The sequence below is a fragment of the Speluncibacter jeojiensis genome, from assembly GCF_029589495.1.
GTDB lineage: Bacteria > Actinomycetota > Actinomycetes > Mycobacteriales > Mycobacteriaceae > Speluncibacter > Speluncibacter jeojiensis.
This window is the reverse complement of the sequence record NZ_JAAIVF010000001.1, coordinates 776,475-789,898: the sequence shown is the minus strand read 5'-3', so window position 1 is coordinate 789,898 and position 13,424 is coordinate 776,475. Positions and strand designations below refer to the sequence as shown.

Sequence of the window (13,424 nt, the reverse complement as noted above, 5' to 3'; positions counted from 1 at the left end):
GATTCGTAGGCTTCCTGCACGAGAGAGAGGGGCGTGTCGTGGGCGCGCTGACATTCACCCGGCCCGACGGCGAGGTGGCGCTGTGGCGGGACCGCAAGCGGTACCTCTGGCTGTTCGGACTGGTGCCGCCGAGCGCGGTGTTCCTGGCGGTGCTGCTGGTGTGGGCGCTGAACCTCACGCCGGCCGCGCCGATCAGCCCGGTCGTGTGGTGGATCGGGCCGATCCTGGTCTACTTACTGATCCCGGCCATCGACCTGATCTCGGGCGTCGACGGGCAGAATCCGCCCGACGAGGTGATGGAGTACCTCGAGCGTGACCGGTACTACCGCTGGATCACCTACCTGTACTTCCCGTTCCAGATCGCGTCGCTGGTCATGTGCTGCTACCTGTGGACCGCGACCGACCTGAGCTGGCTGGGCATCGACGGCGGGCTCGGCCTGGTCTCGAAGATCGGGCTGGCGATCAGCATCGGCTGCGTCGCCGGCATCGGCATCAACACCGCCCACGAACTCGGCCACAAGAAGGAGGAGAACGAGCGCTGGATCTCGAAGATCACGCTGGCGCAGTCGTTCTACGGCCACTTCTACATCGAGCACAACCGCGGCCACCACGTGCGGGTGTCGACTCCCGAGGACCCGGCCAGCTCGCGCTTCGGTGAGACGTTCTGGGAGTTCTTCCCGCGCAGCGTCTGGGGGAGTCTGAAGTCCGCATGGCATCTCGAGAAGGCTCGGTTCGAGCGGCTCGGCAAGAGCCACTGGAGCATCAAGAACGACGTGCTCAATGCCTGGCTGATGTCGGCGGTGCTGTTCGCTGTCCTGATCGCGGTGTTCGGCCCGGAGGTGATCCCGTTCCTGATCGTGCAGGCGGTGTTCGGCTTCGCACTGCTCGAGGCCGTGAACTACCTCGAGCACTACGGGCTGCTGCGGCAGAAGACCGCGAGCGGCCGGTACGAGCGGTGCACCCCGGCGCACAGCTGGAACTCGGACCGGGTCGCGACCAACGTCTTCCTCTACCACCTGCAGCGGCACAGCGATCACCACGCCAACCCGACCCGGCGCTACCAGACCCTGCGCAGCATGGACGTCGCGCCGGAACTGCCGGCCGGCTACGCGACCATGATCGCGTTGGCGTACTTCCCGCCGCTGTGGCGCAAGGTCATGGACCGCCGGGTGCTCGCGCACTACGGCGGCGACATCACCAAGGTCAACATCGCGCCCCGCAAACGCGCGAAGATCCTGGCGCGCTACGGCGTCACGGACGAAACCGACGCCACGCGCGCTGCCGGAACCACGGGGGCCGGAACCACGGGGGCACGAGCATGAGCGCCTACGTCTGCCCGGTCTGCGACTACGTCTACGACGAGGCCCAGGGCGCGCCGCGCGAGGGATTCCCCGCGGGCACCGTGTGGGTCGACGTGCCCGACGACTGGTGCTGCCCCGACTGCGGTGTGCGGGAGAAGGTCGACTTCACCCCGGCACCCGCACCGTGCCCCCCCCGGCCGCGACCGCCGATTACCCCGACCACCGATCGACCGAGGAGACGCCATGAGTGAGTCGACAACCGCCTACAAGCTGTTTCGCTGCCTGCAGTGCGGATTCGAATACGACGAGGCCGAGGGCTGGCCGGAGGACGACATCGCGCCCGGCACCCGCTGGGACGAGATCCCCGACGACTGGTCGTGTCCTGATTGCGGCGCCGCGAAGGCCGACTTCGAGATGGTCGAGGTCGCCCGGTCATGACCGCGCTCGACCGAGCAGGCCGGGTGGTGATCGTCGGCACCGGAGTGGCCGGCGCGACCGCGGCGCAGGGACTGCGCGGCGGCGGGTTCACCGGCACGATCACGCTGGTCGGTGACGAGGCCGAGGCGCCGTACCGACGGCCGGTGCTGTCGAAGGACCTGCTGGCCGGAAAGACCGACATCGTCCGCGCCGGGCTCAAGCCTGTTGCCTACTGGGCCGAGCAGCACATCGACCTGCGGGTGGGGGAGACGGTCATCGACATCGACCCGTCCGCGCGCACGGTCGCGCTCGGCGACGGGGGCGTCCTCGGCTACGACGCGCTGGTGCTCGCCACCGGCGGTCGGCCCCGGATGTTGCCAGGCGTGTCCTCCCCGCGCGTGCACCATCTGCGCCGGCACGCCGATGTGCCGGCGCTGCGCGGTCGCCTGCGGGAGGGGTCGTCGCTGCTGGTGATCGGCGGCGGGCTGATCGGCTCCGAGGTCGCGTCGACGGCCCGCGAGCTCGGCTGCGCGGTCACCGTGCTCGAGGCGGCGGATCGGCCGCTGGCCAGGCTGGTCCCGGCGCCGGTGGGTGCGGCGCTGGCCGGGCTGCACCGGGAAGCCGGCGTCGACCTGCACACCGGGGTGGCGTTGGCCGGGGTCGAGGCCGGCCCGGACACTGTCACGGCCATCGCCGTCGACGGGAGGCGGTGGCGGGCCGACGCGGCGGTCGTCGCGATCGGCACCGTGCCCAACACCGAACTCGGCGCGCGGGCGGGTGCGGCGATCGACAACGGGATCGTCGTCGACGAACTGCTGCGGACCACCGTGGACGGGGTGTTCGCGATCGGTGACGTCGCCAGCGTGCCCAATACGGTGCTCGGGGGGCGCTACCGCGGCGAGCACTGGAACACCGCGCAGGATCACGGCACCGCGGTCGCACGCTCGCTGCTCGGCGCCGGATCGCCGTTCGACGTGGTGCCCTGGGCGTGGTCGAACCAGTTCGGCCGGGGCATCCAGGTCGCCGGCTGGCCGGAGGCGGACGACGAGTTGCTGGTGCGCGGCAGCATCGACGAGCGCGACTTCACCGCACTGTGCCGGCGCGACGGTCGCATCGTCGGCGCGATCACGATGGGCCGACCCAAGGACACCCGGACCGTCCGGATGCTCATCGGCCGCGGTGGTGTCGTCGCGGCCGAGGCGCTGCTCGACCCGCACACCGACCTGGCGGCGTTGGCGAGTTGACCGTGCCGAGCCGGTCTGTCCGCGGGTGAGCAGCTAGCGCGGCACGTGGAACGTGCGTAGCGCGGCACCGGTGTCGGCGATGTCGCCCCAGTCGCCGGGCACGTCAAGCACCGCGAGCGCCGAGGTGGGGAACTTGGTGCGGATCCGGTCGGACAGTGCGGTGTTGCCGCCGCCGTCGAGAGTCAAGGCCGCCTCGGGAACTCCGGGGAAGTGCCCGACGACCAGCAGGGTCCGCACCTCGGCGTCGGTGTAGCCGACCTCGGCGATGACCTCGCCGGCGTCGGCGTCATACAGGTTGGTGCAGAACTGGACGGGCACCTCGATGCCGGTGGTGTCGAGAGTTTCGCGGGTCCGCAGCGCGGTCGAGCACAGCACCGCGTCTATCGGCGGTTGTTCCGTGCGCAGCCAGTCCCCGGCCAATGCGGCTTCCCGCCTGCCGCGCGGCGCGAGTGGGCGGTCGTGGTCGGAGACGCCCAGCGGGTAGTCGGACTTGCCGTGCCGCATCAAGATCAGGGTCCGCGTCATGAACCGAGTCTGCCTCAGCGCGTCGTCACCTGCCCGGGTCCGCACCGGAAATTCGCTTGCTCGGGACCCGCAGCCGTGGTGTCGTGGTAGACGCGGTGCACGTGGGCAGCGTCACAATTGCTCGCGTTGTCGCGATAGTTGCATGGCCGTTAGTATTTGTGAAATGTCGCCACAGATCTCGCAGGGACTGTTCTCCTCGCTCGAGGAGTTCCTCAGGCGGCTGTTCTTCGCAGCCGAGGGCGAGGCGCTCGCGGCGATGGCCGATCTCGATCTCTCGTTCTCACAGGTGCGCGTGCTCTTCGCGCTCGCCGAGTGCCGCGAGGCGGTGCCGATCAACGAGGTCGCCGGTCGGCTGAATCTGTCGGTGGCGACCGCCGGCCGGGCAGTCGACCAGTTGGTCAGCGACGGACTGGTCGACCGGCGCGGGGACAGCAAGGACCGCCGCATCAAGCGGATCTCGCTGTCCGACGAAGGCAAGTCGCTGGCCGGCCGGCACATCGAGATGCAACGCGACGTGCTGCGCGAATTCGCCGAGGGGCTGCCGGTAACGGACGCCGAACGGCTGCTCAACGCTCTCAACCCGATTCTCGAAGGAACCAGCCTCAGGGCGCACAGGGAGGAAACCCCCGCATGAGTAACCCATCCACGACGAGTCCGCCGGGCGCGGACTCCGACAAGCTCGACAGCGCAGTCCTGAAGGTTGCCGGCGTGGTGGTGCTCGGTGCCATCATGTCGATCCTCGACGTGACCGTCGTCAGCGTCGCGCTGCCGACGTTCATGAAGGAATTCGACACCACCTACGCGAACGTCGCGTGGACGATGACCGCGTACACGCTCGCGCTCGCGACCGTGATCCCGGTGACCGGCTGGGCGGCGGACCGCTTCGGCACCAAACGGCTGTACATGAGTGCGCTCGTGCTGTTCGTGGCCGGATCGGTGCTGTGCAGCACGGCCTGGAACATCGAGTCGCTCATCTCCTTCCGTGTCCTCCAGGGTCTCGGTGGCGGCATGCTGATGCCGCTGGGCATGACGATCATGACCCGTGCCGCCGGCCCCGAGCGGGTCGGTCGCGTCATGGCCGTGCTGGGCATCCCGATGCTGCTCGGCCCGATCGCCGGCCCGATCCTCGGCGGCTGGCTGATCGAGAGCGCCAGCTGGCACTGGATCTTCCTGATCAACCTGCCGATCGGCATCGTCGCGCTGGCGGCGGCGATCAAGCTGCTGCCCAAGGACAACCCCGAGCCGTCCGAGTCGTTCGACTTCCTCGGCATGCTGCTGCTCTCGCCCGGCCTGGCGCTGTTCCTGTTCGGCGTCTCGTCCATCCCGGAGGAGCACACCGTCGCGGCGACCCGGGTGCTGGTGCCCGCGATCATCGGCCTGGTGTTGATCGTCGCGTTCGTGTTCCACGCGCTGCGGGTCAAGCACCCGCTGATCGATCTGCACCTGTTCAAGAACCGTCAGCTGACCTTCGCGGTACTGACCATGGTTTTCTTCGTGATCGCCTTCATGGGTGCCGGGCTGCTGTTCCCGAGCTACTTCCTGCAGGTGCGCGGCGAGACCACGCTCAGTGCCGGCATCCTGCTGGCGCCGCAGGGTCTGGGCGCCATGATCACCATGCCGATCGCGGGCAAGCTGGTCGACAAGATCGGTCCCGGCAAGATCGTGCTCACCGGCATCGTGGTGATGGTCATCGGCATGGCGGGCTTCACGCAGCTGACCGCGGATACGCCGTACTGGCTGCTGCTGGGCGCGCTGTTCGTGATGGGTCTCGGCATGGGCTGCACGATGATGCCGAACATGACCGCCGCGCTGGCGACGCTGAAGGACCACGCCATCGCCAAGGGTTCGACGCTGATGAACATCGTCAACCAGACGGCGGGATCGATCGGCACCGCGATCATGTCGGTCGTGCTGACCAACCAGATGCAGTCGCGGCCGCTGTCCGGTCCGGCGATCGCGGTCCAGCAGGATCCGTCCCTCGCCGACAAGCTGAAGCTGCCGGCAGGTGCGGTCGAGACGGGACTGAACCAGGCCGCCGAGGCGTTCTCGCACACGTTCACCGTCGCTGCGGTTGTGCTGGCGGTCACGCTGATCCCCGCGTTCTTCCTGCCGCGCAAGCGGATCGTGCCGACGGACGTGGACGAGCCCGCGCCCGCGCTGATGCACTGACCGGCGCTGCACCAGCAGTCCCGAGACCGGCCCCGCACGCGACGTGCGGGGCCGGTCTCGGCGTTTCAGGGTCCTTCGATCGGTGGCCGCAGGCGCTGTCGCGGCGGCCGGATAGTCTGCCTCGCATGCCCCGCTATGACTTCAAGTGCCGCGAGTGCGGCCACACGTTCGAGCTGAGCCGCCCGATGTCCGAGGCGAGCGCGGCGGCACCGTGCCCGCACGGGCACGCCGACACCGTGAAGCTGCTGTCCACCTTCGGCGTGACGCGCGGCGGCGGTGCACCGGCCGCCGCCGCGGCTCCTGCCCCGGCGTCGGGCGGCGGTTGCTGCGGGGGCGGGTGCTGCGGGTGACCGGCGGCGATCGCTCAGTGCGCCTCGACCCGCGCCTGGGCGCGTAGCTCGCCGTCCACCTCGAACCACAGGTCGACCGCCGCGTCGCCGTGCGCGACCCACAGCCGCAGCGAGTCGGTGCCCAGGACCGGGCTGAGGTATTCGATGGTCGCCCGGTGCGGTGCGGCCATCAGATCGGGCCGGTCGGACAGATGCTCCTCGACCGCGTGCCAGTACACGGCGTTGTTGACGTGACCGAGCAGGTCGACGTCGGTGAACCGCAACGGGAACGGCGTCACCTGCACTCCCGGCGCCTCGGCCTCCGGCTTGGCGGCGGTGAGCCGCCGATGCCACCGGAGCCGGTGTTCGGTGGTGTGCTCGAGCAGCGGCTCGATGAACTCGTCCGCCATCCGGGTGGGCATGCCGGTGTCGGGGCTGATGTTGATCCAGAACCCCTCGGTGCGGATGTCGGTGCCACCGTCGCTGTCGACGTCGACCCGCATGTGGCACCAGCGGTTCGACAGCTCCGAGCACCAGCGGTGCAGGCGCACGCGGTCCGGGAAGGTGCCCGGCACGAGGACGTCGATGACGGTGCGCCGCACGATCCACAGCGGATGGACCTCGCGTAGGCCGATGGCGTCCAGGTTGTCCCAGCCGATGTCCTGCAGATAGCGGGCCACCCCGTCGAGCCGCAGCCGACGGTCCGCGTCCACGTCGCCGGTCCGCACCGGTCGGGACGTCTCGAAAAGTGGTGCGCCGGCGGGCCACGGGGGCAGCGTGCGGGTCGTGTCCACGTCGGTGATTGTGACAGGTCCGGGCGCGTTTGCGTTGGTAGAGTGCCGATTCGTGGGGCGGTGGACAGGGGTGCGCACGGCGGCGTCGGCGCTGCTGGTCGTCGGCGCGCTGACCGCCTCCGCCTGCTCGGCCTCGTCGCCGCAGGGCGCCGGTACGCCGCACCCGCCGGAAGCGGCCGCAAAGCCCGGGCCGTTCCTGGGGCAGTGCGGGTCGGTCACGGACGCCGAGGCCGCACACATCGCCGACCTGCCGCAGGCCGTGGTGATCCTGCGCAACCCCGTCGGCTGCCAATGGATGGCGCCCGGGGAGACCGCCGACCTGAGCTTCTCCTGGTACCGCGGCAGCCCGATCGGCCGCGAGCGCGCGCTGGACTCGGCGACCGGCCGCGACATCCGGGACATCACCGTCGGCGGGCATCGGGGGTTCTCGTCTCGAGACCTGAACAACCTCTGCGAAGTCGGTGTCGGCCTCGGCGACGACTTCTTCCTGTGGTCGATCCGCTATCTCATCGCGCCGTCCGGGACCAACGTGTGCGACATCGCCACGAAGCTGGCCGGACTGACCGTGGAGCGCGCCTCGTGACCGCCCGGCCGATCCGGACAGCGCTCGGCGCGGCCGCGCTGGTGCTGCTCCTGGCCTGCGCCGGCTGCTCGCACACGGTGACCGGCAGCGCCCGACCGTCCGGCGCTGCAGGACCGGGCACAGGGGGGTCCGGCGCGGAGCCGGGCAACTTCCGGAACCTGCTGCAGGAGTGCAAGACCGTGCCCGACCAGACGATCACCCAGGTGGTCGGCGGCAGTTCGATCACCAACGAGTTCTTCGGCGCGATCTGCCGCTGGTCGATCGACAACGGCACCGCATGGGTGACCTTCCACTGGTTCGAGCGCGGCACACTGGCGACCGAACGCGCGACCACGCAGCGACTCGGCTATGCGGTCGCGGACAGCCGGGTGTCGGGCGTGCAGGCGATCACCGTCCGGCCGCACGACGACCCGAGTGCGTGCGGTGTCACCACCATGGCCACCGACGCCGGGGTGATCGGGTGGTGGGTGCAGTACCGCGCCGACGGCCGCGACCCGTGCGCCGCCGCGCAGCGGCTCGCCGAGCTGAGCTTGAACCGGAACCAGTGACCGTCGCGGTGAAAGCTGCCCGGTGACCGGACCCGGTGCGCCGCGGTGCACAGCGGCCGGGTAGATAGATTGCATGAGGCCCGACGTGCAGCCCCCCTCGGTCGACCGCGTGAACGACGCCATGGGTGTCACCTTGCAGGACCGCGGCGAGACCGGACTGACCTACGCCCAGGAGCTGGGCCCCCGTTTTCTCGACCATCGCGGTGTGATGCCGCTCGGTGCGGTCGGTGTGCTGCTCGAGACCGCGGTCGCCGGCGCGGTCCTGCACGCGCTGCCGCCGGGCGGCCACTCGGTGGCGTCCTCGCTGTCGGTCTCCGCGGCCAGCACGCTGCCGCTCGACGGCAAGGTGTCGGTCACCGGCCGGATGCTGAACTTCGACAGCGACGCCGGAGTCGGCCTGGGCTCGGGTGAGCTGCTCGATGCGGACGGCAACGTCTGCGCGACCGCGGTCGCGCGCGGCATCGTGGTGACCCGCCCTGTCGACTCGTCCGCCGTCGGTGAGGCGCTCACCCAGGTGCCGCCGTCGGGTGCTCGCCTCGAGCCGGAGCCGGACGGCCGCTACGGGCTGGACGTGGTCCGCGCGATCGCGTTCGGCGACGTCGCGCGGGGGCCGCTGGCCGATCTGCTGCAGGTGGAGCTGCGGGTGGTCGACACCGGCCTGGTGACCGGTGCGCTGGCCCCGCAGCTGTGGATGAGCAACGAGCTGGGTTCCGTGCAGGGTGGCGTGCTGTTCGCCGCCGCCGACCTGCTCAGCGGCCTGGCCGCGCAGACGGTGACCGAGCCGGGTCAGCGGTACCGGATGCTCGACCTGCGCACCGACTTCGTGCGGTCGCCGAGCCTGACCGGTCCCGAGATCCACATCGAGTCGGAGGTCGTGCGGGTGGGTCGCCGGATCGAGTTGGTGGAGACGCGGCTGACCGGGTCGAGCAACGGCAAGCTGATGGCGCGCTCGTTCGCGACCGTGCACCGCATGTAGCGGCCTCGTCCCGCACGCTTCCGGGCCGCGAGCCGGGGTGACAGTACAGCCTAACCTTGCTGCGGTTAGCATCGCCTAAGCGCGGATGTGGTGTGTCGGGTCACCACTCGGCCGCGACGACTGCAGCGAAAGGTAGCCATGAACAAGCACTGGAGGAAGGTCGCGGTCGGTGCACTCGCCGCGGTGACCGTGGTGGGGCTGGCCGCGTGCGGCAGCAACTCGGGCGGCGGCGACAACGAGATCACCGTCTACAACGCGCAGCACGAGTCGCTGACCAAGTCCTGGGTCGACGAGTTCACCAAGGAAACCGGCATCAAGGTCAACGTCCGCAACGGCGACGACAGCGAGATGGCGAACCAGATTGTTGCCGAGGGCGACAAGTCGCCGGCGGACGTGTTCCTCACCGAGAACTCCCCGTCGATGACGACCGTCGAGAACGCGGGACTGTTCGCCCCCGTCGACCAGGCCACCCTCGACCAGGTGCCTGCCCAGTTCCGTCCGTCGACCGGCCTGTGGACCGGCATCGCGGCCCGCTCGACCGTGTTCGTCTACAACAAGGACAAGCTGAAGACGGACCAGCTGCCCAAGTCACTGCTGGACCTGCAGAACCCCGAGTGGAAGGGCCGCTGGGGCGCCTCCCCGGCCGGCGCCGACTTCCAGGCCATCGTCAGCGCGCTGCTCGAACTGAAGGGCCCGGAGGTCACCAAGACCTGGCTCGACGGCATGAAGCAGAACGCCAAGGCCTACAAGGGCAACATGGCCGTGATGAAGGCCGTGAACGCCGGTGAGATCGACGGCGGCGTGATCTACCACTACTACTGGTTCGGCGACCAGGCCAAGGGCGGCGAGAACAGCAACAACACGCAGCTCGAGTACTTCAAGAACCAGGATCCGGGCGCGTTCGTGAGCATCTCCGGCGGCGGCGTGCTCAAGTCGAGCAAGCACCAGGAGCAGGCGCAGCGGTTCCTGAAATTCATCACCGGCAAGGCGGGCCAGCAGATCCTGCAGACCGGCACCTCGTTCGAGTACCCGGTGGCCAGCGGTGTGGCGGCGAACCCGAAGCTGGTGCCGCTCGACCAGTTGCAGTCCCCGGCGGTCGACCCGGCCAAGCTCAACGGCAAGGAGGTCACCACGCTGATGACCCAGGCCGGCCTGATCTGAGCTGTCCCGTCATGACCGCTCCACTGCATGACCGCTCCACTGCGACGACCCGTCCGCGATGACCGCGCTGTCGCAACGACTGCGCCCGGGAGGCGTGGGCACCCGCCCACGCCCCCCTGGCCTCGTCGTGCTCGCGGTGGCGCTGATGGTCGCCGCTGCGTTCGTGCCGCTGGGTTTCGTCGTGGTCGAGACCGCCGGCGCCGGCTGGGACACCATCCGTGAGCTGGTCTTCCGCGGCCGGGTCGGGGAGCTGCTGGTCAACACCGGGCTGCTGGTCGCGGTGACCGTGCCGCTGTGCGTGGTGCTCGGGGTGGGCGCCGCGTGGCTGGTCGAGCGGACCACCGTGTTCGGCTCGCGGCTGTGGGCGCCGGCGCTGGCCGCCCCGCTGGCGGTGCCCGCGTTCGTCAACAGCTACGCGTGGGTGACGGTGATCCCGTCGCTGCACGGGCTGTTCTCCGGCGTGCTGATCGCCACGCTGTCGTACTTCCCGCTGGTCTACCTGCCGGTGCTGGCGGCGCTGCGCCGGCTCGACGCCGAGGTGGAGGAGTCGGCGCGGGCGCTCGGCTGCGGGCCGTGGGCGGTGTTCTTCCGGGTGGTGCTGCCGCAGCTGCGGCTGGCGGTGCTCGGCGGCGCGCTGCTGGTCGCGCTGCACCTGCTCTCCGAGTACGGCGCGTTCGCGATGATCCGTTTCGACACCTTCACCACCGCGATCTTCGAGCAGTTCCAGTCCACCTTCGACGGCGCGGCCGGCACCATGCTCGCCGCCGTGCTTGTGCTGTGCTGCCTGCTGGTGCTGCTGCTCGAGGCGGTCTCGCGTGGGCGGGCGCGCTACGCCCGGGTCGGGTCGGGGACCGGGCGACGCGCGGGGCGCACCCGGCTCGGCTGGCGGCAACTGCCCGCGTTCGCGGCGCTGACCGCGCTGCTGGTGCTCGCACTCGGGGTGCCGCTGTGGGTGATCGGGCGGTGGCTGGTCCGCGGCGGCGCCGGGGTGTGGGACGGCGCCGAGATGCTGCCGGCGCTGGGGCAGACCCTGCAGTACGGGCTGATCGGCGGCGTCGTCACCGTGGTGCTGGCGTTCCCGACCGCGTGGCTGGCCGTGCGGTTCCCGGGGCGCTTCACGAAGATCGTCGAGGGCTGCAACTACATCACCAGTTCGCTGCCGGGCATCGTCGTCGCGCTGGCGCTGATCACCGTCACGATCAACTGGCTGCACCCGTGGTACCAGACCACGACGGTCGTGTTCGTCGCCTACGCGCTGATGTTCCTGCCGCGCGCGCTGGTCAACCTGCGCGCCGGGCTGGCGCAGGTGCCGGTCGAACTCGAGGAGGCGGCGCGGTCGCTCGGCAGGCCGCCGCTGGTCGCGTTCGCCCGGGTGACGTTGCGGCTCACGGCCCCGGCCGCGGCGTCCGGGATCGCGCTGGTGTTCCTGGCCATCGCCACCGAACTGACCGCGACCCTCATGCTCACGCCCACCGGCACCGAGACACTGGCCACCCGGTTCTGGGCGCTCACCGGCGAGCTCGACTATTCGGCCGCCGCGCCGTTCGCGCTGATCATGGTGGTCGTCTCGCTGCCGATCACGTATCTGCTGTTCCGACAATCCCAGAAGGTGGCCGGCGTATGAGCAGCCTCGTCGTGCGTTCCGTGACCAAGAGCTTCGGCGTCGTCGAGGTGCTCGGCGGCATCGACCTGACGGTCACGCAGGGCAGCACCACCGCGATCGTCGGCTCGTCGGGCTGCGGCAAGACCACGCTGCTGCGCATCGTCGCCGGCTTCGAGGTGCCCGACGCCGGCGTCGTCGAGCTCGGCGGGACCGAGATCGCCTCCGGTGCCGCGGTGGTCCCGGCGCACAAGCGCGGCATCGGCTACGTCGCCCAGGACGGGGCCCTGTTCCCGCACCTGACCGTGCGGCAGAACGTCATGTTCGGGCTGCCGCTGCGCGCCCGGCGGTCGACGAAGCGGGTCGGCGAGCTGCTCGAGATGGTCTCGCTGGACCCGGAGTTCGCGTCGCGGCGGCCCGACGAGCTGTCCGGCGGGCAGCAGCAGCGGGTGGCGCTGGCGCGGGCGCTGGCCCGCGAGCCGCGGCTGATGCTGCTCGACGAGCCGTTCACCGCGCTCGACGCGGGGCTGCGGGCGAGCATGCGCAAGTCGGTCGCCGCGACGCTGCGTGAGGCGGGGGTGACGACCGTGCTGGTCACGCACGACCAGGAGGAGGCGCTGTCGTTCGCCGACCAGGTCGCGGTGATGAAGTCCGGCAGACTGACCCAGGTGGGACCGCCGCAGGAGCTCTACGCCCGGCCGACCGACCTGTTCACCGCCACGTTCCTCGGCGATGTGGTGATGTTGCCGGCGCGGGTGAGCACGGCGGGGACGGCGGATTGCCCGCTCGGGCCGGTGCCGGTGCCGGCGGACACCCCGCTGGGCGACACCCGGATCATGCTGCGGCCGGAACAGATCGTGGCGACGCCCACGAGCACAGCGCACGGGTCAGGGACCCCGGGCTCGGACGCGACGAACGCCGTGGTGCTCGAACGCGAATTCCTCGGCCACGACTCGCTGCTGCAGATCCGGTTGACCCCGAGCGACGAGGTGCGGGCCCGCTACCGCTCGGAGCGGACCGACGGCGTGCTGTCGGTGCGGACGGTCAGCGTCGTCGCCCCCGAGGTCGGCGCCGACGTCAGCCTGCACGTGCTCGGCGAGGCGGTCCGGGTCGGATAGGGCGGACCTGCCGAAACCCGCTGCCCCGCGATCGCGGACGCCGGATACTCAACGGTGACCCCACCCGACGATCCGGAGGATCCCATGGGCGCCACGTTGAACCCGTACCTGAGCTTCCGCGACACCGCCCTGCGCGCGATGGAGTTCTATCAGTCGGTCTTCGGCGGAGACCTGATCATGACGACGTTCGGCCAGTTCCAGATGGGTGACGAGTCCGAGAAGGACAAGGTCATGCATTCGATGCTGACCACCCCGGGCGGCATGGTGCTGATGGCCTCGGACACCCCGGCCGGCATGGACTACACGCCCGGGACCAACTATTCGGTGTCGCTCAGCGGCGAGGACGAGGCCGAGCTGCGCCGCTACTGGGACAAGCTCTCCGACGGTGGGACCGTCGCGATGCCGCTGAACAAGGCGCCGTGGGGCGACACCTTCGGCATGTGCGTGGACCGGTTCGGCGTGAGCTGGCTGGTGAACATCGCGGGCGAGCCCGAATCGTGATCGGCGCCGGCCTGATCGACCTGAGCTGACGGCCGGATCCGCGCCGAGACCTGTGTCGGCGCCTTCGTCTGGCGTCACCCCGGACCGGAGTGTGACCCTTGACACCCTCTCGGAATGAACTTACATTCATGACCAGTGAATGAGCATTCATTTCTGCG

15 protein-coding genes and 1 pseudogene are annotated in these 13,424 nt (G+C 70.1%); 14 read left to right on the top strand and 2 right to left on the bottom strand.

What is annotated here, in order from left to right; all coding sequences use genetic code 11:
* Positions 1-38: 38 nt before the first annotated feature.
* The 4 genes and pseudogenes from G4X40_RS03255 (at position 39) to G4X40_RS03240 (ending at position 2,962) form a co-directional block, all read left to right on the top strand.
* Positions 39-1,322 (top strand): alkane 1-monooxygenase, encoded by a 1,284-nt coding sequence (locus G4X40_RS03255; protein ID WP_277830121.1) that lies wholly within the window; start codon positions 39-41, stop codon positions 1,320-1,322.
* Positions 1,319-1,483, top strand: a pseudogene (locus G4X40_RS03250) (rubredoxin); the annotation flags it as partial. The gene G4X40_RS03255 and the pseudogene G4X40_RS03250, both read left to right, overlap by 4 nt.
* Positions 1,484-1,544: 61 nt before the next feature.
* Positions 1,545-1,739, top strand: a complete 195-nt coding sequence (locus G4X40_RS03245) for a rubredoxin (RefSeq protein WP_277830119.1) — start codon at positions 1,545-1,547, stop codon at positions 1,737-1,739.
* Positions 1,736-2,962 (top strand): NAD(P)/FAD-dependent oxidoreductase, encoded by a 1,227-nt coding sequence (locus tag G4X40_RS03240; RefSeq protein WP_277830117.1) that lies wholly within the window; start codon positions 1,736-1,738, stop codon positions 2,960-2,962. Before G4X40_RS03245 ends, G4X40_RS03240 begins: the two co-directional genes overlap by 4 nt.
* A gap of 33 nt (positions 2,963-2,995) precedes the next feature.
* On the opposite strand, the gene G4X40_RS03235 is transcribed toward G4X40_RS03240, so the two are convergent.
* Positions 2,996-3,487 (bottom strand): SixA phosphatase family protein, encoded by a 492-nt coding sequence (locus G4X40_RS03235; RefSeq protein ID WP_277830115.1) that lies wholly within the window; start codon positions 3,485-3,487, stop codon positions 2,996-2,998.
* A gap of 163 nt (positions 3,488-3,650) precedes the next feature.
* Between G4X40_RS03235 and G4X40_RS03230 the strand changes: the two genes are divergently transcribed.
* The 3 genes from G4X40_RS03230 to G4X40_RS03220 all read left to right on the top strand — a co-directional run bounded on the left by G4X40_RS03230 (position 3,651) and on the right by G4X40_RS03220 (position 6,006).
* The gene (locus tag G4X40_RS03230; protein ID WP_277830114.1) at positions 3,651-4,121 is read left to right on the top strand and encodes a MarR family winged helix-turn-helix transcriptional regulator; all 471 of its coding nucleotides are present in this window, start codon (positions 3,651-3,653) and stop codon (positions 4,119-4,121) included.
* Positions 4,118-5,656 carry a DHA2 family efflux MFS transporter permease subunit gene (locus G4X40_RS03225; RefSeq protein ID WP_277830113.1) on the top strand — a complete coding sequence of 513 codons (1,539 nt, stop codon included), beginning with the start codon at positions 4,118-4,120 and terminating at the stop codon, positions 5,654-5,656. The genes G4X40_RS03230 and G4X40_RS03225 overlap by 4 nt, the downstream gene beginning before the upstream one ends.
* A gap of 125 nt (positions 5,657-5,781) precedes the next feature.
* Positions 5,782-6,006 carry an FmdB family zinc ribbon protein gene (locus G4X40_RS03220; RefSeq protein WP_277830112.1) on the top strand — a complete coding sequence of 75 codons (225 nt, stop codon included), beginning with the start codon at positions 5,782-5,784 and terminating at the stop codon, positions 6,004-6,006.
* 14 nt (positions 6,007-6,020) lie between these two features.
* Here G4X40_RS03220 and G4X40_RS03215 read toward each other — a convergent pair whose 3' ends face one another.
* Positions 6,021-6,779 (bottom strand): acyl-[acyl-carrier-protein] thioesterase, encoded by a 759-nt coding sequence (locus G4X40_RS03215; protein WP_277830111.1) that lies wholly within the window; start codon positions 6,777-6,779, stop codon positions 6,021-6,023.
* A gap of 52 nt (positions 6,780-6,831) precedes the next feature.
* On the opposite strand from G4X40_RS03215, the gene G4X40_RS03210 reads away from it, so the two are divergent.
* The 7 genes from G4X40_RS03210 to G4X40_RS03180 all read left to right on the top strand — a co-directional run bounded on the left by G4X40_RS03210 (position 6,832) and on the right by G4X40_RS03180 (position 13,266).
* Positions 6,832-7,362, top strand: coding sequence for a DUF3558 domain-containing protein (locus G4X40_RS03210; protein WP_277830109.1), 531 nt, complete (start codon positions 6,832-6,834; stop codon positions 7,360-7,362).
* On the top strand, positions 7,359-7,910 hold the full coding sequence (locus G4X40_RS03205; RefSeq protein WP_277830108.1) for a DUF3558 domain-containing protein: 552 nt from the start codon (positions 7,359-7,361) through the stop codon (positions 7,908-7,910). Before G4X40_RS03210 ends, G4X40_RS03205 begins: the two co-directional genes overlap by 4 nt.
* Before the next feature lie 85 nt (positions 7,911-7,995).
* Positions 7,996-8,886: a PaaI family thioesterase gene (locus G4X40_RS03200; RefSeq protein ID WP_277830107.1), complete on the top strand. Its 891-nt coding sequence runs from the start codon at positions 7,996-7,998 to the stop codon at positions 8,884-8,886.
* 138 nt (positions 8,887-9,024) lie between these two features.
* Entirely contained in the window at positions 9,025-10,047 is a 1,023-nt protein-coding gene (locus G4X40_RS03195) for an iron ABC transporter substrate-binding protein (protein ID WP_277830106.1), read from the top strand.
* A gap of 58 nt (positions 10,048-10,105) precedes the next feature.
* Complete coding sequence (locus G4X40_RS03190) at positions 10,106-11,671, top strand: ABC transporter permease (RefSeq protein ID WP_408642102.1); 1,566 nt, start codon at positions 10,106-10,108, stop codon at positions 11,669-11,671.
* The gene (locus G4X40_RS03185; protein WP_277830105.1) at positions 11,668-12,765 is read left to right on the top strand and encodes an ABC transporter ATP-binding protein; all 1,098 of its coding nucleotides are present in this window, start codon (positions 11,668-11,670) and stop codon (positions 12,763-12,765) included. Before G4X40_RS03190 ends, G4X40_RS03185 begins: the two co-directional genes overlap by 4 nt.
* 84 nt (positions 12,766-12,849) lie before the next feature.
* Positions 12,850-13,266 carry a VOC family protein gene (locus G4X40_RS03180; protein ID WP_277830104.1) on the top strand — a complete coding sequence of 139 codons (417 nt, stop codon included), beginning with the start codon at positions 12,850-12,852 and terminating at the stop codon, positions 13,264-13,266.
* Positions 13,267-13,424: the final 158 nt, after the last annotated feature.

What these genes read in the sequence shown, in the direction of transcription:
- G4X40_RS03240 (WP_277830117.1), top strand. Translation starts at nt 1,736, where the DNA reads ATGACCGCGCTCGACCGAGCAGGCCGGGTGGTGATCGTCGGCACCGGA.
- G4X40_RS03195 (WP_277830106.1), top strand. Translation starts at nt 9,025, where the DNA reads ATGAACAAGCACTGGAGGAAGGTCGCGGTCGGTGCACTCGCCGCGGTG.
- G4X40_RS03225 (WP_277830113.1), top strand. Translation starts at nt 4,118, where the DNA reads ATGAGTAACCCATCCACGACGAGTCCGCCGGGCGCGGACTCCGACAAG.
- G4X40_RS03220 (WP_277830112.1), top strand. Translation starts at nt 5,782, where the DNA reads ATGCCCCGCTATGACTTCAAGTGCCGCGAGTGCGGCCACACGTTCGAG.
- G4X40_RS03230 (WP_277830114.1), top strand. Translation starts at nt 3,651, where the DNA reads ATGTCGCCACAGATCTCGCAGGGACTGTTCTCCTCGCTCGAGGAGTTC.
- G4X40_RS03190 (WP_408642102.1), top strand. Translation starts at nt 10,106, where the DNA reads ATGACCGCGCTGTCGCAACGACTGCGCCCGGGAGGCGTGGGCACCCGC.
- G4X40_RS03185 (WP_277830105.1), top strand. Translation starts at nt 11,668, where the DNA reads ATGAGCAGCCTCGTCGTGCGTTCCGTGACCAAGAGCTTCGGCGTCGTC.
- G4X40_RS03180 (WP_277830104.1), top strand. Translation starts at nt 12,850, where the DNA reads ATGGGCGCCACGTTGAACCCGTACCTGAGCTTCCGCGACACCGCCCTG.
- G4X40_RS03235 (WP_277830115.1), bottom strand. Translation starts at nt 3,487, where the DNA reads ATGACGCGGACCCTGATCTTGATGCGGCACGGCAAGTCCGACTACCCG.
- G4X40_RS03245 (WP_277830119.1), top strand. Translation starts at nt 1,545, where the DNA reads ATGAGTGAGTCGACAACCGCCTACAAGCTGTTTCGCTGCCTGCAGTGC.